This is a genomic window from Ruegeria sp. BI7 (assembly GCF_056537925.1).
Genome location: NZ_JBQFSK010000002.1, coordinates 394,268 through 414,045 on the forward strand (window position 1 = coordinate 394,268; position 19,778 = coordinate 414,045).

Genomic DNA, 19,778 nt, shown 5'->3' on the forward strand with positions numbered 1-19,778 from the left:
TGGCCCAAGCTCACGCCCGCTCGAACCCGCGGGCAACTTCCCAATCGGTTACCACGCGCTCGAATTCCTCGATCTCGACCTCTGCCGCGCGGATATAGTGATCGACCACCTCATCCCCCATGGCCGCGCGCAACATGGCCGACCCATGCAGGGCGTTTCGTGCATCCTTCAACGTACCCGGGATCATGCCAGTGTTGCCCTGATAGACATCGCCTTGGGTGGGCGGCTGCAGCTCCAGCCCTTCCTCGATCCCTGCAATTCCGGCGGCCAGCATCCCGGCCATCGCCAGATACGGGTTCATGTCCGAGCCCGGAATGCGGCATTCGACCCGCACCGCCTTGGTGCCATCGCCGCACAGGCGGTACCCGGCGGTGCGGTTATCCACCGACCAGATGATCCGTGTGGGCGCAAAGGTGCCCTTCATGAACCGCTTGTAGCTGTTGATGTAGGGTGCCATGAAATAGGTGTAATCAGCGGCGTATTTCAGCAGACCGGCCATATAGCTTTTCATCAGCGCTGACATGCCCAGTTCATCATCCGCATCAAAAAACGCAGGCTGGCCATCCTTCCACAGCGACTGATGCACATGGGACGAGCTGCCCACCTTGTCATGATGCCATTTCGACAGGAAGGTCGCCGCATGGCCGTGCTGCCAGGCAATTTCTTTCACCGCATTCTTGGCGATCGAGTGATACTCGGCCGTCTCCATTGCCGCCGCATATTTGATGTTCAGCTCTTCCTGCCCGGTCTCGGCCTCACCTTTCGAATTCTCGACCGGAATCCCCGCATTCCACAGATGGTTGCGGATCGGACGCATCACATGCTCTTCCTTGGTGGTCTGCAGGATGTGGTAATCCTCATTGTAGCCCGAGATCGGAGCCAGATCGCGGAAGCCCTCCTTACGGATCTGGTCAAAGCTCTTCTCGAACAGAAAGAACTCAAGTTCGGTCGCGCACATCGCGTCATAGCCCATCGCCTTCAGACGGTTGACCTGCTGTTTCAGGATCGAGCGCGGCGCGTGCGGCACTGCTTCGTGGGTATGGTGATCCAGCACATCGCACATCACCATCACAGTGCCTTCCAGCCACGGAACAGGGCGCAGCGTGCTGAGGTCCGGCTTCATGACGTAATCGCCATAGCCCCGCTCCCAACTGGTCGAGGCATAGCCATCCGGCGTACCCATCTCCAAATCAGTCGCCAGCAGATAGTTGCAGCAATGTGTTTCTTCCCATGCACCCGCAACAAAGTGACCCGCATGAAAGCGTTTGCCCATCAAACGTCCCTGCATGTCAACAAAACATACCAAAACCGTGTCAACATCGCCCGCAGTCACACGCGCCTTCAGTTCGTCGAGGTTGAAAGTTCCGCTCACGATTTATCCTCCTTAATCGCGATGTCGTTCAGTGCCGGTAACAGCAGGGTCAATACCTCTTCTGCTGCGACAGCAATCTCTTCATCGGTACGCAGTAGGTCGTTGCGCACTTCCAGCATTACATTTGGCAAATTTCGGTTGAGCGCATGCAGGCGTAACGAATGGGTGACCCCATCGGTTGGACCATAAGGCTCATTTCGTTCGGTTCGGCGGTTCGGAATACGATCCACATAATTCAGCATCGCATCCACAAGCCGACTGTCTTCATCATGCAACAAACCTAGCTCAACCGCACGCGGTTGGCCGAAATAGACCGGGGTAAATGAATGCACAGTCACGATCACCGTATCAGCCCGGCGCTTGTTCAAAACCTCAGACACAGCAGCGCAGAACGGATCGTAAACCGCAGCCGTACGCGCATCGCGCTGCGCTTGCGTCAGGCCTGTATTCCCCGGGACCATGATCTGTTCAGATTTCTCAGGCATTGCGCTTGCGGCTTCCGGGGGGCGGTTGCAATCATAAACCAAGCGCGACACGGTCGAGGCAACGACCGGCGCATCCAAAGCCTGCGAAAGCTTTAACGCCAGGCTTCGCGCACCCGGGTCCCAGACTGCGTGGCTTAGCCGGTCAGCTTCGGACAGACCCAGATCACTGTAGTCTGATGGAATCCGATGGCTCGCGTGTTCGCACAATAAGACCACTTTGCCCTGGCCTTCTTCGTTCAGTACCTCTACGGGCGCAATCATCCTTTCACCTCTGTATCTGAATCTTTTTGCGTCCGGGGCATTTCTTCGATCAGGCGTGTTTCCAGCAACTGGCCATTCCGATAAAGGATCGGATAGGCCACAGCTGCGATGTGACTGTTGAATTCACGCAGCGCGCGCAACGTCTCAAGATGGATATCGCTGGTCTCAAAACTTTCCGTGCTGCCATGCTGCAGCCGTTTGAGGTGACGCTTGCGGCTGTCACGCTCGGCCCGTTTGATTTCGGTCTTTTCGAGGCTCAGCAGGCGGGCACTTTCCAAATCATCCGAGATCAGCACGTTCGAGGCCAGTTTGAGATTGGCTAAAATACCCTCGTGCATTTCGACCAATTCTGCCCAACCTTCTTTCGAGAATGATGCACCTTTTTTGCGCATGCTGGTAGCCAACACAGTCAGACGTTTGGCGACAACGTCGCCTGCAGTTTCAAGGCGAATGGCGTATTCCATCAAGTCGCGCGCCACTTTCGCATTCTGCTTTCCAAAATCCTCTGCCGGAATGGCTGCCACGAATTTTCGGACGCCAGACAGGCACTCGTTCACCTCGACATCAATGTCCCTGACGGCACGGATCTGTTCCTTGTCTCCACTGCGGTACAGTTCCAGCGATGGGCGGAACATCGATTCAACCAGATCGCTCATCCTGAGCAGTTCCCGTTTGAGGCTCGATAGGGCCTGGCTGGGGCTGCCGATATTGCGCATTTCCAACGCGCTGGTGGGACGACCCGGCTGCAGCGCAGCCTCTGATGTTTTCGGATCTGGCAACAGCCGCTCGAACGGGGCGCTTAGGCGTCCACAGAATGGCAGCGCCAGAACCAGCAAAGAGGCATTAAAGGCCAGATGCGCGTTCACCAGCATTTGCCCGCCTTGCAGATCGCCCAGAACGCCCGCCCTCAGGGCTGTGGTGGCTGCGAAAAGGGTAATAACGGCCCAACTGCCACGTAGGGCCAGATTGGCAAAGGGGATGCGCCGGGCTGATAAATCCATCCCCCGCGTCAACCAAACCGGGATAAAGGCCGAGCCGAAGTTAGCCCCCAACACCAGCGACAACCCGGCGGCAAAAGGAATTGCGCCGATTTGCACAAGCGTCACGCACATCAAGATCGCCGCGACCGAGGAATGCATGACAAAGGCCAGCGCACCACCCACCAAAAACGCGGTGATATAGTCGCGGGCCAGATAGTCGGCGATGGCGGGCAGAAAAGCACTGTCGCGGATTGGGTCCATTGCCTCACGCAAAAAGCGCAATGAGATCAGGATGAATGCGATGCCCATCAGAATGCGGCCCAATTGCCGCGGTTTCTTGGACTCGGTTTTGACAAACAGATACCCGCCAATCGCCAACAGAAGCGGCACCAGCCAATCCAGCTTGAACGACAGAATCTGAATAATCAGCGCAGACCCCAGATCGCCACCCAGTACCATTGCAAGGCCCGCAGGAAATGCCAGCATCCCACCAGCGGCAAAGCCCGAGGTCAACAATGCCACCGCCGCCGAGCTTTGCAGCACAATAGCCATCGAAAGCCCCACCATCGACGCCTGCAAATAACTGCGCTGGCCCGTCATAACGCGCTGGAACGAGGCCCCATAGCTGCGCTCAATCCCCGTGCGCACCATGCGCACGGCAAAAAGCAACAACATTGTCGCTCCGGCCAAGTTGATGAGAAAGCTTACAATCGCCATGAGCCTAACCGTTCACCATATCCAGCATTTCTGCATGCAGTTCAGGCGTAGCGGCCGAGATCACCCGACCATCCGAGTTCAGGTCGAGGGGCTTGCCATTCCAATCGGTCATCACCCCGCCTGCGGCCTCAACAACGGCCAGAACAGGCAAGAAGTCATAAGGCTGCAAGTCATAATCAATCACTGCATCCACATGCCCTGCTGCCAGCAGGGCATGCGGGTAGCAGTCATAGGCGAACCGGCGGGTCTGCCCGGATTGCATCAGTTTCGCGAATAAAGCGGGATGATCGCGATAGATCTTGTCGCCTTCGTTCACAAACAGGATGGATTGATCCAACCGCGTCTTTTTTGACGTTGCGATGGTATTGCCATTCAGAGTCGTGCCCTGACCGGAAACGCCTACAAACACCTCATTCAACGCAGGCATACCGATCACTCCGATATCCGGCTTGCCATTAACCAGATGCCCCAGCAAGAAGCCGAACAGCGGATGCCCCGAAAGGAACGATCTTGTGCCATCAATCGGGTCAATGATCCAAACTTCACGACAATTCTGCCCGTCAAACCCGTGCTCTTCACCAAAGATACCATGATCCGGGAAATGCTGCTCTAGGTAAGTGCGTACCTGGGTTTCAACACCTTTATCGGCCTGTGTAACCGGGCTTTCATCCGACTTGAATTCAACACCCAACCTACCGCGAAAATACCCTCGTGCCGCAGTATTGGCTATGTCGGCAACCGCCATCGCATGCGTTACCAGATCAGCCATTTCGGTATTTTGTGAGCTTGTTGGATTCAACATCCATTTCCGTCCTGTCTAGTGATGGATTGCGGGGCTAGGGCAGCAATAATTGGGAGAGGTCATGCGGGCTCTAGCCGAATTGCAATTAAGTTCGATCGCATTTCTTGAATTTGTATCAACGTCCAACATCTGCGCATAGCCGTGCCCCATGGTGGCGCCCAGCTTCCTTTCGGGCGGTCGAGCTTCACCTTTAGAATCTCGGACATCTCCCGCTTTTCCGACGCTCTGATAGCCCTCGGCACACTGCATCACGTTGTGCAAGTCAACAATCCAATCCTGAAGTTCCAGGCTGTCGTCTTCTTGTAACATCAGATTCCGGCTTTTTGACATCATTCTTCCCTATAGTTCCACAAAAACATACAATTTCAACCCAATAATCCTGAAATTATTTGTTTTATGTGGGTTTTTAAGGGATATTGCACTCACTCTTTTGGCGATCCGGCAAGACTTCGCATGATTATCGGCGTCGCTCTCGTTGGCAATCCCTCGAGATATTGATGGCGGTGGCAGACTGTCTGATGTCGCCAACGCGCCAGACGACCGCCAATCTGCTCGACAATCCTTGGGTTACAGAGGCAAAGCTGGCAGACACCTGAATGACCCCTCACACTCTGATCGCACCCCGCGCGCTTAGAAAAACTACAGGACAGACCCATGATCCAGAACAACCCAGCCCTCATCGATGCGATCCGCGACCGGTTTAACCATGTCGAAAGCTGCCCGTTTCAGGGCGAGCGTATTTTTTTCGAAAACGCAGGCGGTGCGCTGACATTGAAAACAGTCACCGAAACCTCGGCTTTTTATGCTGCGATCCCAGACAACCCCGGGCGCATCAACCCGGCGGGGCAGGGGACACAGAATGTGATCAACAAAGCCAAGGGTGACCTGGCGGTATTCATGAACGCCTCGGGCGGGCAGTTCTTTGCCGGTGAAAGCGGGACAGAGTTGCTGTTCCGGATGATCCGCACCGCCTGTCTGGCCGCCCCCAAGGGGTCCAAGGTGATCGGGTCGTCCATAGAACACCCTGCCACCCGCAGCGCTGCGCACCGCTGGGCTGAGATTGCGGGAATGGACTACGTAATTGTGCCGCATAATGACGAAACCGGGCTGGTCACACCCGAGGATTACACTGCGCTGATGACACCCGATGTGGCGGTGGCAACAATCCTGCATGCCTCACCGGTGACAGGCATGGGAATGGACGTGGCGGCGATTTCCTCCGCGATCCGCGCGGTCGCACCGGATTGCATGATCATCGTCGATGGCATTCAGCACGCCGCCCACGGGCAACTGGATCTGGATGCCTACAATGTTGATGGCTATGCGATCTCGCCCTACAAGGTGTTTTCGCGCCATGGTTATGGCATTGCCTGGATTTCTGAAAAGCTAACCAACACCCCGCATGACATGCTGATCGACGCGCCTGCGACGGGCTGGGAATTCGGCACTCGTGACACTGGGTCTTATGCGACCGTCTCGGACGTGGTGTCCTATTTCGACTGGCTGGGCGGAGAGGTGTCGGACGAGACCGACCCGCGCAAACGGATCGAGGCCGCTGGCCGTGCTATCCATGCCTATGAGACCCACCTGACCAACGCCGCCATTAATGGGACCGGAAATCTGCCTGGCCTGCGCGATATGGATCACGTCACCATTCTGGCCGGGGCTGACAATCCCGCGCGCGAAGGGTTGGTTTCAATCGTGGTCAAAGGTCATGCCTCGGAAGATGTGGTGGAGATATTGAATCAGCAGGGCATCCGCACCCACACCCGTAAGGATGACCACTATTCCGGCAACGTCCTAAAGCCACTGGGCCTGTCGGATTGCATCCGCATCTCGTTCTGCCACTACAACACCGAACAGGAAATCGCTCGTCTACTGGGTGCCATAAAGGTGCTGGGTCAGGACAACTAGCCGAGGGTTCAGTCAACCCTGATCAACAAGACTTCGGTCGCTCCACAGATATCAGAAGCCCTGCATCAGCATGTCTATGGCAACCGTGATCCGGTCGGCTTCCTCATTCAGGTTGGCGGTCTGAGATTTGAGAATTCCCACCGGAACCGCGGCCATGAATTGGGTGACCATGACAACCTGTTCGCCATGGATATCGAACACTGGATTAAGCCGGGTCGCGGGCTTTGGGGCCTTGGCCAATGGTATCAACGGGGCGACCACCCGCGTATTCAGGTCCCCAAGCAGATCGGTTTGCACATCCAGAAGATAGCCATCACCCGATGGATTCGGAAAAACATCGTATTTGGGCATCAGAATTGCCGGAAGCTGTCCAGCGGCAGGCCGTGTTGCTCAACAAACGCGTTTGAGCTTTTGAGGGCTTCCGCGTTTTCTGCTTTCCACTGCTCGGCTTTGGCCTCGGCAACAGCTATACGAACACCTTCTTCGGCTGCGCGGGAAAGGTTGACCTTCAAAGCTTTGGCTTCGGACAACAATGCGCTGTCCAGCGAAAGGTTGGTTGGTCTGCGTGATTGGGCGTTCATCAGATATGCCTCCCTTCACCCTAAGATAGGTCCATTTTAAATGCGCGTCAATTATGCGCATGATTAATGCTGGCAACCTTTGGCGTCCGCTGCTGCCAATCCTATACAATGGCAGATTATTGCTACGCGTCGCCCGGGTGGCGAAAGGGCACAGCAGAATACACCGTTTTCTGCGATAACTGTGGTGGTATCTTCCCTTGATCTCGCACTAAAAAGGCCCGAAATACCAAGTTTTTTACAAGGGCAACATTATGCAGAGCGTTCTCATCACCGGGTCAGCCGGTTTTATTGGCTTTCATCTGAGCAAGCTTCTGCTGGCCCAAGGGTACCACGTAGTGGGGTTGGACTCTCTGAACGATTATTATGATGTGTCGTTGAAAAAGGCCCGCCACGACATGCTGGCGCGCGAACCCAATGGTAAGAATTTTTCGCCCGTCATCGGCAAGGTCGAAACCCCCGGCCTGATGATGGAGCTGTTCGGGGAACATGGTTTTGACTATGTCATTCACCTCGCTGCCCAAGCTGGGGTGCGCTATTCGATCGAGAATCCGCGCTCGTATCTGGAAAGCAATGTGATAGGGACTTTCGAAATTCTGGAAGCGGCGCGGGCGCATCCGCCAAAACACATGCTGTTGGCTTCGACTTCTTCGGCCTTTGGCGCCAATACCGAGATGCCCTATAAGGAAACCCAACGCGCCGATCATCAGATGTCGTTCTACGCGGCCACCAAGAAATCGACCGAAAGCATGGCCCATTCCTATGCGCATCTGTTCGATTTGCCGATCACCATGTTCCGGTTTTTCACCGTCTATGGCCCTTGGGGTCGCCCGGACATGGCGCTGTTCAAATTCACCAAAGCGATCCTCGAGGGCAATGCGATCGATGTCTATAATCACGGTGACATGAAACGCGACTTTACCTATGTCGAAGATTTGGTTGAGGCGATCCGCCTGCTGATGGACGCCGTCCCTGTGCGCCCCGCAGACGGCAATGTTCGAGAAGGGGACAGTTTGTCACCGATCGCCCCCCATCGAGTGGTGAATATCGGCAACAATGATGCGGTACAGCTGACCGCGTTTATTGAAGCCATCGAAACGGCCACTGGCATCAAGGCGAATAAAAACATGATGCCAATGCAGCCCGGTGACGTGCCCGCAACTTGGGCCGATGCATCGCTGCTCAGGGAATTGACCGGTTATCAACCAAGGACTTCGGTCGAAGATGGTGTGGCTGAGTTTGTTAAGTGGTACCGCGACTTTTATCGTCCCAACGCGGCTGGGACCGAAAGGTAAGATGGTTAGCCTTCAGGCCTAAAAGATTGGTGGCCGTCCTCTCAGTTTTGAGGTTCGGCCTCTGAAATTCTCAAGGGTAAAAACGCAAATTGTTCCAGTACCCGGAACGTAGTTCAAAACCTTTCCTACGGTGATTGTTCCTCAGGGCGCTTATGTTGCGCATCTCTCAATCCAACTGAACGGATGCCAATTTGAGCATCCAAAAAAAGCACTTTAACCCGGTTGTCTTTTCGTCCGTTCCAACCTACTGACAACCTCACCTCGGGGTGCGTGGCCTGCCGCGCTGAGATGCTTTTGGCGAACCCGTAGAACCTGAACCGGCTAGAACCGGCGGAGGGAAAGGTAACGGTTTCATCCACCCTTGCCCTCTCGCCGCAATGGAGGATGACATGAAACATCTGATGATTGCTGCGGGACTTCTGAGCGCAACAGCGGCTGTCGCGGCCGACAAACCTCAGCTGACCGTTTACACCTATGACAGCTTTGTCTCGGACTGGGGTCCGGGCCCGAAAGTAGAAGAAGCTTTCGAAGCAGTATGCAACTGTGATCTGAACCTCGTGGGCGTCGAAGACGGCGCGGCACTGTTGTCGCGTCTTCGGCTTGAGGGTGAAAACACGGACGCCGATGTGGTGCTTGGGCTGGACACCGGCCTGATCGCAGCGGCCAAGGAAACTGGCTTGTTTGCTCCCAACTCGGTCAGCGCCGATTATACCCTGCCGATTGAATGGTCGGATGACGTGTTCGCGCCTTATGACTGGGGCTATTTTGCTTTTGTCCATAACGCAGATGCGGCGGCACCTGCCAATTTCCGTGAACTGGCCGAGGGTGAAAGCAAGATCATTATTCAAGACCCGCGTTCGTCCACTCCGGGTCTGGGGCTGCTGTTGTGGGTCAAAGCGTCTTATGGAGACGAAGCCCCCGAAATCTGGGCCGGGCTTGCCGACAATATCGTGACCGTGACCAAAGGTTGGTCCGAGGCGTATGGCCTGTTTCTTGAGGGTGAGGCGGACATGGTGCTCAGCTACACCACATCGCCTGCTTATCACTTGATCGCCGAGGATGACGCCAGCAAAGCAGCGGCTGCCTTTGATGAGGGCCACTATATGCAGGTTGAAGTTGCGGCGAAGCTGGCCGGTACCGATCAGCCCGAACTGGCGGATCAATTTCTGGAATTCATGGTCTCGGACACCTTCCAGCAGATCATCCCGACCACCAACTGGATGTATCCGGCAGTGACCCCTGCGGCTGGCCTGCCCGAAGGGTTTGACACGTTGATCACGCCTGAGAAATCCTTGCTGTATACCCCGGATGAAGCCGCCGCCGTGCGGGATCAGGCGCTTGCGGAATGGCTGGGCGCGCTCAGCCAGTAAGCCCTTGGCCGGGTGTTGGCGCAGCGGCACTGGTTGCTGCGCTGATATTGGGCACATTGGCCGCGGTAGCCCTGCGCGCTGATACAGCGGGTGGGTTGGGTCCGGCCGATTGGGCGGCGCTGCGCTTTACGCTGGTTCAGGCGGTGTTGTCTGCGTTGTTCAGTGCCGGGCTGGCTATTCCGGTCGCCCGGGCACTGGCGCGGCGTCGGTTTCGTGGGCGGTCTGCCCTGATCGCCCTATTGGGCGCCCCCTTTATCCTGCCGGTCATCGTCGCGATCCTTGGGTTGTTGCAGGTTTTCGGACGTGCCGGCTGGATTTCAGATTTTTTAGGTCTGTTTGGTTTGCCGCCGCTGCGCATCTATGGGTTGCACGGGGTGGTTCTAGCCCATGTATTTTTCAACCTACCACTTGCCACGCGGCTGATCCTGCAGGCGTGGCAGGAAATTCCGGCAGAAAGATTTCGGTTGGCCGCGCAATTGGGTTGCGACGGCTTTGCCATGTTCCGTCTGATCGAACTGCCAATGTTAAGGCGCATTCTGCCAAGTGTTCTGGCCGTAATCTTTGCGATTTGCCTGACTAGCTTTGCCGTCGCGTTGACTCTTGGCGGAGGGCCCCGCGCAACGACACTTGAACTCGCGATCTATCAATCCTTTACCTACGATTTCGACCTTGGCCGCGCGGCGTTGCTTTCTGCGGTGCAACTGGCCTTGACCGCTGCTGCCGCGCTAGCTGCTTTGAAGTTTTCGCGTGGTGACGGGTTCGGCGCTGGATTGGATCGCGCGATACAACGATGGGATGGCGGCGCGCCTGCAGTCGATGCGTGCTGGATCGGGCTCGCGGCAGCGTTTCTGCTTCTTCCTTTGGCTGCCGTGGCGATCTCTGGCCTATCTGGGTTGCTCGAAATGCCTGCCTTGGTGTTCCGTGCGGCGGTGATATCGGTTCTGGTTGCCACTGCTAGTACGATTGTTTTGTTGATGCTTGCACTGCCGATGGCCATGGCCGTTGCAACCGGTCGTTACGGGATTGTCGAGCTTAGCGGTATTTTGGGACTGGCGGCTTCACCGTTGGTGATTGGTACCGGGATGTTCATTCTGATCCGCCCCATCGCTAATCCAGTAACACTGGCATTGCCGGTAACCGCGTTGGTGAATGCCGTCATGGCCTTGCCCTTCGCGCTACGCATTCTGGTGCCGGCAGCCCGCGACGTGGTGGCGCGACACGGACGGCTTGCCCTGTCGCTGGACATGGACAAGAAAACATTCTTTGCCCGCGTCCTGTTGCCGCGCATGCGCCCACAGATCCGCTTTGCCACGGGTTTGTCAGCCGCGCTATCGATGGGAGATCTGGGAGTTATTGCCCTGTTCGCCGATCCACAGATCGCGACCTTGCCCTTGCAGATCTATCGGTTGATGGGGGCGTATCAGATGCAAGCAGCGGCCGGGGCAGCTCTGTTGCTGTTGTTACTGTCGATGGGGGCATTCTGGCTTTTGGATCGCGGAGGGCGGTTGCATGCTGAAACTTAAAGGCTGCGTAATCGAGAACGGAAAATTTTCGTTGCGTGCTGATTTTGCCGTCGAGACCGGTGCCAGTGTAGCCATTATTGGGCCGTCTGGCGCGGGAAAGTCGACACTGCTTGAGGCGATTGCCGGGTTTCGTGACCTCAAACAGGGAAAGGTATTCTGGGACGGAGACCTTATATCCAACCGCGCCCCTGGCAAGCGCCCTTTGGCGATGCTGTTTCAGGATGGCAATCTATTCCCACATCTGACGGTCGAACAGAATATCGCTTTGGGCTTGCGCCCGAACGGGCGGTTGACGGTTGATGAGCAATCTCAGGTCCAATCCGCACTAGATCGGGTTGCCCTGCCGGGTCTGGGTGATCGCAAGCCAGCCGAACTGTCTGGAGGTCAGCAAAGCCGGGTCGCATTAGCCCGGGTTCTTGTGCAGCGTCGTCAGATGTTGCTGCTGGACGAACCGTTTGCGGCGCTGGGGCCGGCACTGAAGGATGAAATGCTTGATCTTGTGGCTGGGTTGCTGGCGGAAACCGGAGCGACCCTGCTTATGGTCAGCCACGACCCGCAGGACGCGCGCCGCATTACCAGTCAGACGGTTCTTGTGTCTAACGAACAGGCACATCCTCCTGCGCCGACCCGGGACCTTTTGGACAATCCACCGCCCAGCCTGCGCGACTATTTGGGGTAGGGACATTGGATGGAAACCTGCGAAAGGAAGCTCGCAGCCCGGCGCGTAGTTGAAAGGTTTCTGCACGCCGGACTGACGGGGAGGGACCTTATTGCCGGTTGTGGAAAATGAATCCGAGGAAGTTCAGCAGCAGTTGCGCCGCAAGAATCTGCGTACTTTCGGTCTGGTCATAGGCAGGGGCGACCTCAACCAGATCAATGCCAACCACATTACCGCGTTTACTGAGCCCCTGAACGATTTCCAGGACATCATAGTACTGAAACCCGCCGTGGCTGGGTGTCCCTGTTCCGGGCGCAATCGACGGGCAGAACGCGTCGATATCTATGGTGACGTAATAACGCGCACCTTTGGGGATACGATCCAAAACGCCCTCAGTTCCCAGTTTACGCACCTGTCGTACCGATAGGATATCTGAACCCCGCGCCCGCGCGTCGTCATAACCTTCTTTCGCGGTTGAGGACACGTTGCGGATGCCCAGTTGGGTCATGCCCGAGACATAGTCTTTTTCGATTGCCCGACGCATGGGGTTGCCGTGACCATCGGTGACGCCTTTGCGTTCGTCGACAAAGTCCAGATGCGCATCGATCTGGATCACATGGATTGGTCCGTTCTTTGCGCAATCTTCTTCAAAGGCGCGGATGCACGGAATGTTGATCGAGTGATCTCCACCGATAGTCACCGGCAGAGCGCCCGCATCGAGGATTTTCTTCACACCGAATTCGATGTTGGCGTGGCTTTCCTCGGTCTTGGTATGGATGATGTCGGCATCGCCCAGATCGACGATGCGCACATCGCTGGCCAGATAGGTTGCGTCATCCTCGTGGTCATAGGCACCGGCGTGGCCAAAGCTGAACAGGGTTGACGCTTCGCGCACAGCGCGCGGCCCAAACCGGGCACCGGATCGAAACTGACACCCGAAATCGAAAGGTGCACCAAGGACGGCGACATCAGCGTCGATCTTATCCCAATTCTCGACATAAGGTTTTTTGCCAAAAGTCGCGATGCCGACAAAAGGCAGGTTCAGACGACCAGATTCATAGCCATGACCCGACATGATTTCTCCGTTTCTTATGGGTTATCGGTACGCCAATTCCGGCAGGAACAGCGCGATTTGAGGGAAAGCCATCAACAGCCCGGTGACAACCAAAAGGATGATTAGAAAGGGCGGCACGCCGCGGACCACCTCGACAAAGGGGCGGCGGAATACGGCGATGGCGGTGAACAGGTTGCAGCCAAAGGGTGGTGTGGCGGCTCCGATGGCAACTTGCAGTGTGATCAGAACGCCAACCAGTACCGGGTCCAACCCACTGGCCTTGATCATCGGCGCAAAGATCGGAACTAGGATCAGGATCACCACGATCGAGTCAACGAACATGCAGCCGAGGAAGAAGGCCACGTTGATCGCTAGCAACACCACAAGCGGGCTGGCTTGTTCCAGCCCCAGCGCTGCGATGATAGTCTGCGGCACTTGGGCAAAGCTAAGTGTCCAGCTAAAGGCGGCACCGGCGGCAATCAGGATAAACACGACGGACGTGATGGCCCCTGTGGACAGGGCAATATCGAACAGGTCTCCGACCTTGATCGAACGAAAGATCACAACCTCGAGGATGACAGCATAAAGCACGCAGATTGCCGCCGCTTCGGTGGGTGAGAACACGCCGCCATAGATGCCTCCGACGATGATCGCCGGAAATCCCATCGGCCACAGGGCTTTGCGCAACGCGGTAAAGCGCTGTCCCCACCCCTCGCGAGGCAGAACTGGGATATCGTGACGGTAAGCGTACACCATGCAATAGGCCGAGAATAACACTACGATCAGCAACCCGGGCAAGATGCCCGCGATGAAAAGCTGCGAAATCGATGTCCCCGAGACCACGCCATAGATGATCATGCCGATGGATGGCGGGATCAGATAGGCCAGATCAGCGGCATTTACGATCAACCCGATCGAAAAGCTGTCGCTATAGCCCGATTTCAGCATCCGCGGCCGCATCGCACCGCCAATGGCCACCACCGTCGCCTGGGTCGACCCACACACAGCTCCGAACAAGGCGCAGGCCGAGGTGACGGAAATTGCCAGGCCGCCTTTGATATGGCCCATGAAACTCATCACAAGATCGATAAGCCGGTTGGCGGAATGTCCTCGCGTGATGATATCAGCGGCCAAAATGAACATCGGCACCGCGATCAGCGCAGCCGGCTTCACGCCCCCGATCATCTGCTGGATCAGGATTTGCATGTTCATTTCAGGGAAGTAGACGAGAAACCCCAGCACAGCCGCCGAAATCAAGGGCATTTTCATTGGAAAGCCTGCCAGCAGCAGGACGATCATTACAACCAGCATCAACTCGGTCATTTGTCCGCCTCCGCAGTATCTTGGAATTTCTTGATGGCTGACGCGGTTTCCGGATCTTCATAGCTGTCAATTTCGAGGTACGAGACATAGACGTCCTCGTCAGCGAAGTTCAGGTTACGGATCGCAGTCAGCAGGTATTGGAACGAGGCCAGTGCCAATCCGATCACCACCCAGACATAGGTCAGGTACAGCGGCAGCTGCAGCGCCGGGGTGATCCGCCCGCGCGAGGCGACTTTCTGCACATATTCAAACGCGTACCAGGCCAGCACACCCATCACGATGGCTGTGGTGGTGGCGATCACTACCATCAGGCCTTTGCGCAGTTTGACTGGCAAGGCGTCATAGATGGCTGACATTCGGATGTGGATGCCCTTACGAGTGGCGTAGCCCAGTCCCATGAAGGTGACGATCACAATTAGAAACTCGTTCAGCTCTTCCGAAAAATAGATGGATTGGTTGAACACATATCGCCCAAAGACATTGGCGATGGTGTTCACGGCCATCAGGGTGACCCCCCAGCCCAGGATCCAGATTTCTATCCGTCCGATGACGGCGTCGATCTTTCCCAACAAGCCGAAGGGAGTGGCAGTATTGCTTTGCATGGTTTCCCCCCTTTGAAAGCCCCCACGCGCAAGGCGCGTGAGGTAGTTTTGAGTGAGTGGGTGGGGAGGGATCAGTTGCCCGACAGTTCCGCCTGCAGCGCGTCCAGCAGTTCCTGACCACGGTCGCCTACCGTGTTGACATAGGCGGCAGAGGTGCCCGTGCTGCGCTCACGGAAGGCGTCACGCTCTTCTTCGGTCAGAACGACCAGGCCAATGTCAGGTTTGGCTTCTTTGATGATATCCAGACGTTTCTGATTGAAGTCGGTGACGACGCCATCAATGAACCCGGTCATGTCGGCCATGGTGTCGCGCACAAGTTGCTGGCGGTCTGGGTTGAGGGTTTCAAACCAGTCCGAACCGGCAACGACGGTGGTGACAAGCTCTTGCTCACCGGCCCAGATCAGGTGGCTGGTGACCTCGTAGAACTTCATCTCTTCGATGGTCGGGATCGGATTGACCTGACCGTCAACTGCGCCGAGTTGCAGCGCGCCGAACACTTCGCCAAACGGCAGCGGGGTCGGGCTGGCACCCATGTTTTTATAGGTCTCCAGCAGGATCGGCGACACCATCACCCGCATCTTGAAGTTGTCAAAGTCTTCGGGCGTGCGGATTTCGCGGTTGGTGGTCCAGACCTGCGGCCCTTCGGAATACATGGTCATAACTTCCAGACCACGCTGGCGGAAATCATCGTTCAGCGGACCGTAGATGGTTTCCGAGTTGCTGAGGATGTTCGAAATCGCGGCCGGATCGGATGGTAGCAAGTAGGGGAGCAGGAAAACCTGGCTTTCTGGCACCACGGTGCCAAGATTGCCAATCGATACGTTGGTGAACTGGATGACACCGTCGGCGGCCTGTTCAACCGTTTCGGTCGGCGTGCCCAGCGTGCCCATCGGATAGACGGTCACGGTCACTTCACCATTGGTGGCGGCTTCGATGCGCGATTTGAACTCCTGCGCGTAGGCATCCATGATCGAGCCCGGAATCTCTTCGATTGCGAACTTCCAATCCTCGGCCAAGGCGGCGAGAGGGGTCAGGCCCAGCAATGCTGCTGCGGCAGTTATCTTGAGGGGATGAGAGGTCAAGGTCATGTTGGTTTCTTCCCTGTTGCCTTATTGGGTTTGGTCTTCAGGGATCAGGACAGCATAGAAAATTACACAAAAAAATATCATCTTGTTTATGTTCACATGAGGTATTTTTATGTAAATAACACCACGACTCCCGAAAGGCGGATAAGCGTTGAAACTGCTCAGAAATACTCTGCTTGAAACCTTCGTGACCGTGGTCGAATGCGGTGGGTTTACGGATGCGCAATACGCATTGGGCATTACGCAATCGGCGATTAGCATCCGAATCCGAGATCTGGAAACGGCGCTTGGCTATCGGATTTGCGAACGCGGCCGCGGTGGGTTTCGCCTGACCGAACGGGGCGAAATCGCCTATCGCAAGGCCGGAAACATCTTGCGCAGCGCCCGCGATTTCGACGCTGAATTGCTGGAATTGCGTGGGACCACTACCGGAGATCTGCGGATTGGCACCATTGATGCGGTCAATACACTGGCAGAGCTTAATCTGGCGCAGGTCCTTAAGCGGTTTCTCGACCGTCCCAACGAAGTGCAGCTAGAGGTGGTCGTCGCATCACCAACTGAGTTAACACAGAAACTGATTACCGGTGATTTGCATGTTGCAATCGCTCCCTTCCGCAATCAGGTCCCAGAGCTGACATACACCGAACTGTGCCAGGAAGAGCATCGTTTGTACTGTGGGCAGGATCATCCCTTGTTTGACTTACCCGACGATCAGATTGATCTGGATGTAATCTCGCAGCACCAAATTTGTCAGCGCTCCTACAACATTCTGGTGTCACCGGTGCTTCAGACTGCGCAGCCAAAAGCCACCGTGGCAAATATGGAAGCAATGGCGATGATGATTGAAACCGGTCACTTTTTGGGTCCGCTGCCGGTACACTTTATCAAAAACTGGGCCCACCGCGATCGACTCAGAGAGCTTGCGCCGGACAAGCTGAACTGGAACTCAACCTTTTACCTCGCAACACGGCCATCACTGGCCCATAGGAGGGCGGTTGAAATTCTGGTGCAAGACATCGTTAAATCCTGCAAGCGTGGTCAAGAGTCATAGCCGCTTAGGCATCGTCATCCACAAAGTAGATTTCGGCGAACGCTTTGGCGACGGCCTCAGTCGTCTCTTCTCGGCGGCGTTCGATGTGTTTTCGAATGGTATCAACTGCGATGCCTTCATCGCGGTCTGCAATATTTTGCATGATCATCAGGTGGCTGGGAATTTGGCTATTCGTCGTTTCAGCCCCACCATTCAAATACGCATTCTTTAGGTCGATCAGGCGAACGAACCGGATGCGCGCATTGAGGTTCTCAAGAATACGCACAAGTTCCTGATTTTTGGACCCCTTGGCAATGTCCACATGGAATTGCTCATCCAACTCCAACAACCGCCGGGGGTCTTCGCACTGGTCATATTCCCTCAAAACCCCACGCAATGTTTCCACCAATGCGGCCAGCTGACTATCCGAGGATTTGCGAATAGCCAGCCTCACAGCTTCCGTCTCAACCGCGATCCGGGCCTCATACAAGGAAAGAATCTGAGAGGGGCTAAGCGGACGGCAGAAAAATCCCCGCCTGGCCTGAAAGGTCAGGAACCCTTCGGCCACCAGCCGGTTCAGCGCTTCGCGTACAGGTGTCCGGCTGGTGCCAAAGCTTTTGGCCAGGGCAACCTCATTGATCTGGGATTCTGGCTTGAACTCAAAGTTCTCGGCCATCCTGCGCACAAGATCATAGACGCGACCAACACGATCTTCGGTTTTTGTCATCCGGTTTCCTCAAGTCAAAGATCAAGCTTTGGACTAACAGGTTTTTGCCGGGGTTTGAACTGAGTATTGACTGGTCGGCAAAACTGTATAATCAATTGTCGACAATTAGAATAGGCGACTCACGAAACGGAGGTTCATGTGTTGAAACCGGCAGATCCCATGCGGATGAACGGCGCGCAGGTCATTCTGAAGATGCTGGAGCTTCATGGTGTACGCCATGTGTTTGGCCTGCCCGGTGAAACAACAATCGGCTGGTACAAGGAATGGCGCGAACACAGCGATATCGAGTTTGTTCTGACGCGGGACGAACGCACGGCTTCTTACGCGGCCGAAGCTTATGCCAAGATCACCGGTCGGCCTTGTGTTCTTGAGGCCCCAAGCCCCGGCATCACCCACTGCACACCTGGTATCACCGAGGCGTTTCTCAGCTCGGTTCCAGTGATCTTTTTCAGTTCGGACATCCCGATTAATCAGGACAAGAAACATGGGCTGACGGGTATTGATCAAACCAGGCTTTACGACAGTATCTGCAAGGAAAGCTTTGTTCTGACCAACGTCAAGGACATCCCTTTCCTGCTTCGCCGCGCCTTCCGTGTGGCAACGTCGGGGCGTCCTGCGCCCGTTCATATCCGGGTGCCGATCAACATTTACGGCGAAGAGGCTGAGATCAATGACCTTTACGCCGAGGCCGAGTACAGCCATTACCCGGCGCATCGCCCCGTCGCGGATCACAGCAAAATCCGCGCGGCCATTGATATTCTGATCAATGCGAAAAATCCGGCCATTGTCTGCGGTCAGGGGGGGCTGATCTCCAAAGCGTCGAACGTGGTTCTAGAGCTGGCGGAGTTGCTGCAAATCCCGGTCGGCACCACCACGCCGGGCAAGGGTACCATTCCCGAAGATCACCCTCTGGCTCTACGTGTGATTGGTGGTCGGGGCGGTATGGAATATTCCAATCAGTACGTCCACGACGCCGACACGATCTTCTTCATCGGCTCAAACACCGACAGCGCAGCCACCGATCATTGGAAGCTGTATGGCGACCCAAACACAAAGACGTTCCTGCACTTGGACATCGCCGAAGCCCATATCGGTAACAATTTTTCGGTGCAGGTCGGCATGGTGGGTGATGCGCGCGCCAGTCTTGAATATATGGTTGAACTCATCCGGTCCGAACACCCCGACCTAGATCGGCCCAAGGTCGATCTGAACCCGGTCAAGAAGACCGCACTCGACAAGGTATTCAACTCCAACATCCCCATGCCCAAAGGCTCGCTATCGCCTGTACGTCTGTCGCAAGTGCTGGACAAGATCATGCCCGATGATGCCGTGGTCACCTCAGAGCCGGGCGTCAGCGCGATCTACCCTTCGGCGCTGCTGACCTTCCGCAAACCCGGGCGGCGGTACATTACCAATTATTCGATGGGGGCTTTGGGATATTCGGTTCCGGCCTGTATCGGGGCCGCCTTTGCCAATGACGGACCGGTGATTTCAATCACCGGAGATGGGTCCTTTGGGTTTGTGATCGGAGATATGGAAACGCTCAAACGATCAGGCAGGAACGTGACTGTGATCCTGACACGCAACGATACATTTGGCTGGATTCGAGGTGAAGCGATCCTTCTTGACGATGTCGACGAACCTTGGAGCACCGATTTCGGTGCAGTCGACTATGTCAAAGTGGCAGAAGGCTTCGGATTCAAAACGGCTCGCATCACCTCAGAGGCTGATATCGAGCCGATCCTGTCGGATGCCATAGCCAACCCAGGGGCAAATTTCATCGAGATCATGGTGCCATCGCAAGACAAGATCATTCCGTTTGTTCCTAACTGGGTTCGTGCGGCCCGTGAAAAGAACCTTCCGTATTTCTATTGAGGCTGGGCTATTGCATCTCTTTTGGCCGTTCCGTTCGGTGTGTTTTGGTTGTGTTAGTTGTGTTTTGTTTATGGTGTTTCTGATTGAGATGACTGAGTGAGGTTGGGCTGATGAGCATGAACCCTTT

At 55.8% G+C, this 19,778-nt stretch carries 18 protein-coding genes and 1 riboswitch; of the genes, 7 read left to right on the forward strand and 11 right to left on the reverse strand.

All coding sequences use genetic code 11. The features are described 5' to 3' along the window. Positions 1–10 precede the first annotated feature (10 nt). From ACR0JB_RS09340 to ACR0JB_RS09355, 4 genes are all read right to left on the reverse strand, one after another. Positions 11–1,288 carry a glutamine synthetase family protein gene (locus ACR0JB_RS09340; RefSeq protein ID WP_480789866.1) on the reverse strand — a complete coding sequence of 426 codons (1,278 nt, stop codon included), beginning with the start codon at positions 1,286–1,288 and terminating at the stop codon, positions 11–13. An 80-nt stretch (positions 1,289–1,368) separates the two neighbouring features. Next, positions 1,369–2,118, reverse strand: a complete 750-nt coding sequence (locus ACR0JB_RS09345) for an N-formylglutamate amidohydrolase (RefSeq protein ID WP_170395207.1) — start codon at positions 2,116–2,118, stop codon at positions 1,369–1,371. Beyond that, entirely contained in the window at positions 2,115–3,815 is a 1,701-nt protein-coding gene (locus ACR0JB_RS09350) for a Na/Pi cotransporter family protein (protein ID WP_170351155.1), read from the reverse strand. The genes ACR0JB_RS09345 and ACR0JB_RS09350 overlap by 4 nt, the downstream gene beginning before the upstream one ends. 4 nt (positions 3,816–3,819) lie before the next feature. Beyond that, entirely contained in the window at positions 3,820–4,584 is a 765-nt protein-coding gene (locus tag ACR0JB_RS09355; protein WP_254437356.1) for an inositol monophosphatase family protein, read from the reverse strand. A 687-nt stretch (positions 4,585–5,271) separates the two neighbouring features. Here ACR0JB_RS09355 and ACR0JB_RS09360 point away from each other — a divergent pair. Next, the gene (locus ACR0JB_RS09360; protein ID WP_480789863.1) at positions 5,272–6,531 is read left to right on the forward strand and encodes an aminotransferase class V-fold PLP-dependent enzyme; all 1,260 of its coding nucleotides are present in this window, start codon (positions 5,272–5,274) and stop codon (positions 6,529–6,531) included. 51 nt (positions 6,532–6,582) lie between these two features. Here the strand turns inward: ACR0JB_RS09360 and ACR0JB_RS09365 are convergent, their stop codons facing one another. After that, positions 6,583–6,882, reverse strand: coding sequence for a CcdB family protein (locus ACR0JB_RS09365; RefSeq protein ID WP_170351152.1), 300 nt, complete (start codon positions 6,880–6,882; stop codon positions 6,583–6,585). Beyond that, positions 6,882–7,112, reverse strand: coding sequence for a type II toxin-antitoxin system CcdA family antitoxin (locus ACR0JB_RS09370; RefSeq protein ID WP_170395219.1), 231 nt, complete (start codon positions 7,110–7,112; stop codon positions 6,882–6,884). Before ACR0JB_RS09370 ends, ACR0JB_RS09365 begins: the two co-directional genes overlap by 1 nt. Positions 7,113–7,363: 251 nt before the next feature. On the opposite strand from ACR0JB_RS09370, the gene ACR0JB_RS09375 reads away from it, so the two are divergent. The 4 genes from ACR0JB_RS09375 (at position 7,364) to ACR0JB_RS09390 (ending at position 11,976) form a co-directional block, all read left to right on the forward strand. Continuing rightward, positions 7,364–8,404, forward strand: coding sequence for a GDP-mannose 4,6-dehydratase (locus tag ACR0JB_RS09375; protein WP_170395221.1), 1,041 nt, complete (start codon positions 7,364–7,366; stop codon positions 8,402–8,404). 252 nt (positions 8,405–8,656) lie between these two features. Further along, a riboswitch (TPP riboswitch) is annotated at positions 8,657–8,761 on the forward strand. 32 nt (positions 8,762–8,793) lie between these two features. Beyond that, the gene (thiB, locus tag ACR0JB_RS09380) at positions 8,794–9,774 is read left to right on the forward strand and encodes a thiamine ABC transporter substrate binding subunit (protein ID WP_170395223.1); all 981 of its coding nucleotides are present in this window, start codon (positions 8,794–8,796) and stop codon (positions 9,772–9,774) included. Then, complete coding sequence (locus ACR0JB_RS09385; protein ID WP_480789864.1) at positions 9,750–11,297, forward strand: ABC transporter permease family protein; 1,548 nt, start codon at positions 9,750–9,752, stop codon at positions 11,295–11,297. The genes thiB and ACR0JB_RS09385 overlap by 25 nt, the downstream gene beginning before the upstream one ends. Continuing rightward, positions 11,284–11,976, forward strand: a complete 693-nt coding sequence (locus ACR0JB_RS09390; RefSeq protein ID WP_170395227.1) for a thiamine ABC transporter ATP-binding protein — start codon at positions 11,284–11,286, stop codon at positions 11,974–11,976. Before ACR0JB_RS09385 ends, ACR0JB_RS09390 begins: the two co-directional genes overlap by 14 nt. An 88-nt stretch (positions 11,977–12,064) precedes the next feature. Here ACR0JB_RS09390 and speB read toward each other — a convergent pair whose 3' ends face one another. The 4 genes from speB to ACR0JB_RS09410 form a co-directional block, all read right to left on the reverse strand. Further along, positions 12,065–13,030 (reverse strand): agmatinase, encoded by a 966-nt coding sequence (gene speB / locus ACR0JB_RS09395; RefSeq protein WP_170395229.1) that lies wholly within the window; start codon positions 13,028–13,030, stop codon positions 12,065–12,067. A gap of 21 nt (positions 13,031–13,051) precedes the next feature. Beyond that, the gene (locus ACR0JB_RS09400) at positions 13,052–14,332 is read right to left on the reverse strand and encodes a TRAP transporter large permease (protein WP_170395231.1); all 1,281 of its coding nucleotides are present in this window, start codon (positions 14,330–14,332) and stop codon (positions 13,052–13,054) included. After that, entirely contained in the window at positions 14,329–14,934 is a 606-nt protein-coding gene (locus tag ACR0JB_RS09405) for a TRAP transporter small permease (protein ID WP_480644424.1), read from the reverse strand. The genes ACR0JB_RS09400 and ACR0JB_RS09405 overlap by 4 nt, the downstream gene beginning before the upstream one ends. Positions 14,935–15,005: 71 nt before the next feature. Continuing rightward, entirely contained in the window at positions 15,006–16,022 is a 1,017-nt protein-coding gene (locus ACR0JB_RS09410; protein ID WP_170395235.1) for a TRAP transporter substrate-binding protein, read from the reverse strand. A gap of 148 nt (positions 16,023–16,170) precedes the next feature. Here ACR0JB_RS09410 and ACR0JB_RS09415 point away from each other — a divergent pair, with 148 nt between their 5' ends. Continuing rightward, positions 16,171–17,070, forward strand: a complete 900-nt coding sequence (locus ACR0JB_RS09415; protein ID WP_170395238.1) for a LysR family transcriptional regulator — start codon at positions 16,171–16,173, stop codon at positions 17,068–17,070. Positions 17,071–17,074: 4 nt separating this feature from the next. Here ACR0JB_RS09415 and ACR0JB_RS09420 read toward each other — a convergent pair whose 3' ends face one another. Beyond that, positions 17,075–17,776 carry a GntR family transcriptional regulator gene (locus ACR0JB_RS09420; protein WP_170351141.1) on the reverse strand — a complete coding sequence of 234 codons (702 nt, stop codon included), beginning with the start codon at positions 17,774–17,776 and terminating at the stop codon, positions 17,075–17,077. 138 nt (positions 17,777–17,914) lie between these two features. On the opposite strand from ACR0JB_RS09420, the gene ACR0JB_RS09425 reads away from it, so the two are divergent. Next, positions 17,915–19,651, forward strand: a complete 1,737-nt coding sequence (locus ACR0JB_RS09425; RefSeq protein ID WP_170395240.1) for a thiamine pyrophosphate-binding protein — start codon at positions 17,915–17,917, stop codon at positions 19,649–19,651. Positions 19,652–19,778 lie beyond the last annotated feature (127 nt).

Excerpts from the sequence above, each read along its gene's own strand:
- ACR0JB_RS09340 (WP_480789866.1), bottom strand. The coding sequence starts at position 1,288 with ATGCAGGGACGTTTGATGGGCAAACGCTTTCATGCGGGTCACTTTGTT.
- ACR0JB_RS09350 (WP_170351155.1), bottom strand. The coding sequence starts at position 3,815 with ATGGCGATTGTAAGCTTTCTCATCAACTTGGCCGGAGCGACAATGTTG.
- ACR0JB_RS09345 (WP_170395207.1), bottom strand. The coding sequence starts at position 2,118 with ATGATTGCGCCCGTAGAGGTACTGAACGAAGAAGGCCAGGGCAAAGTG.
- ACR0JB_RS09390 (WP_170395227.1), top strand. The coding sequence starts at position 11,284 with ATGCTGAAACTTAAAGGCTGCGTAATCGAGAACGGAAAATTTTCGTTG.
- ACR0JB_RS09360 (WP_480789863.1), top strand. The coding sequence starts at position 5,272 with ATGATCCAGAACAACCCAGCCCTCATCGATGCGATCCGCGACCGGTTT.
- ACR0JB_RS09410 (WP_170395235.1), bottom strand. The coding sequence starts at position 16,022 with ATGACCTTGACCTCTCATCCCCTCAAGATAACTGCCGCAGCAGCATTG.
- speB (WP_170395229.1), bottom strand. The coding sequence starts at position 13,030 with ATGTCGGGTCATGGCTATGAATCTGGTCGTCTGAACCTGCCTTTTGTC.
- ACR0JB_RS09375 (WP_170395221.1), top strand. The coding sequence starts at position 7,364 with ATGCAGAGCGTTCTCATCACCGGGTCAGCCGGTTTTATTGGCTTTCAT.
- ACR0JB_RS09405 (WP_480644424.1), bottom strand. The coding sequence starts at position 14,934 with ATGCAAAGCAATACTGCCACTCCCTTCGGCTTGTTGGGAAAGATCGAC.
- ACR0JB_RS09355 (WP_254437356.1), bottom strand. The coding sequence starts at position 4,584 with ATGGCTGATCTGGTAACGCATGCGATGGCGGTTGCCGACATAGCCAAT.
- ACR0JB_RS09400 (WP_170395231.1), bottom strand. The coding sequence starts at position 14,332 with ATGACCGAGTTGATGCTGGTTGTAATGATCGTCCTGCTGCTGGCAGGC.
- ACR0JB_RS09370 (WP_170395219.1), bottom strand. The coding sequence starts at position 7,112 with ATGAACGCCCAATCACGCAGACCAACCAACCTTTCGCTGGACAGCGCA.
- ACR0JB_RS09385 (WP_480789864.1), top strand. The coding sequence starts at position 9,750 with ATGGCTGGGCGCGCTCAGCCAGTAAGCCCTTGGCCGGGTGTTGGCGCA.
- ACR0JB_RS09420 (WP_170351141.1), bottom strand. The coding sequence starts at position 17,776 with ATGACAAAAACCGAAGATCGTGTTGGTCGCGTCTATGATCTTGTGCGC.
- ACR0JB_RS09365 (WP_170351152.1), bottom strand. The coding sequence starts at position 6,882 with ATGCCCAAATACGATGTTTTTCCGAATCCATCGGGTGATGGCTATCTT.
- thiB (WP_170395223.1), top strand. The coding sequence starts at position 8,794 with ATGAAACATCTGATGATTGCTGCGGGACTTCTGAGCGCAACAGCGGCT.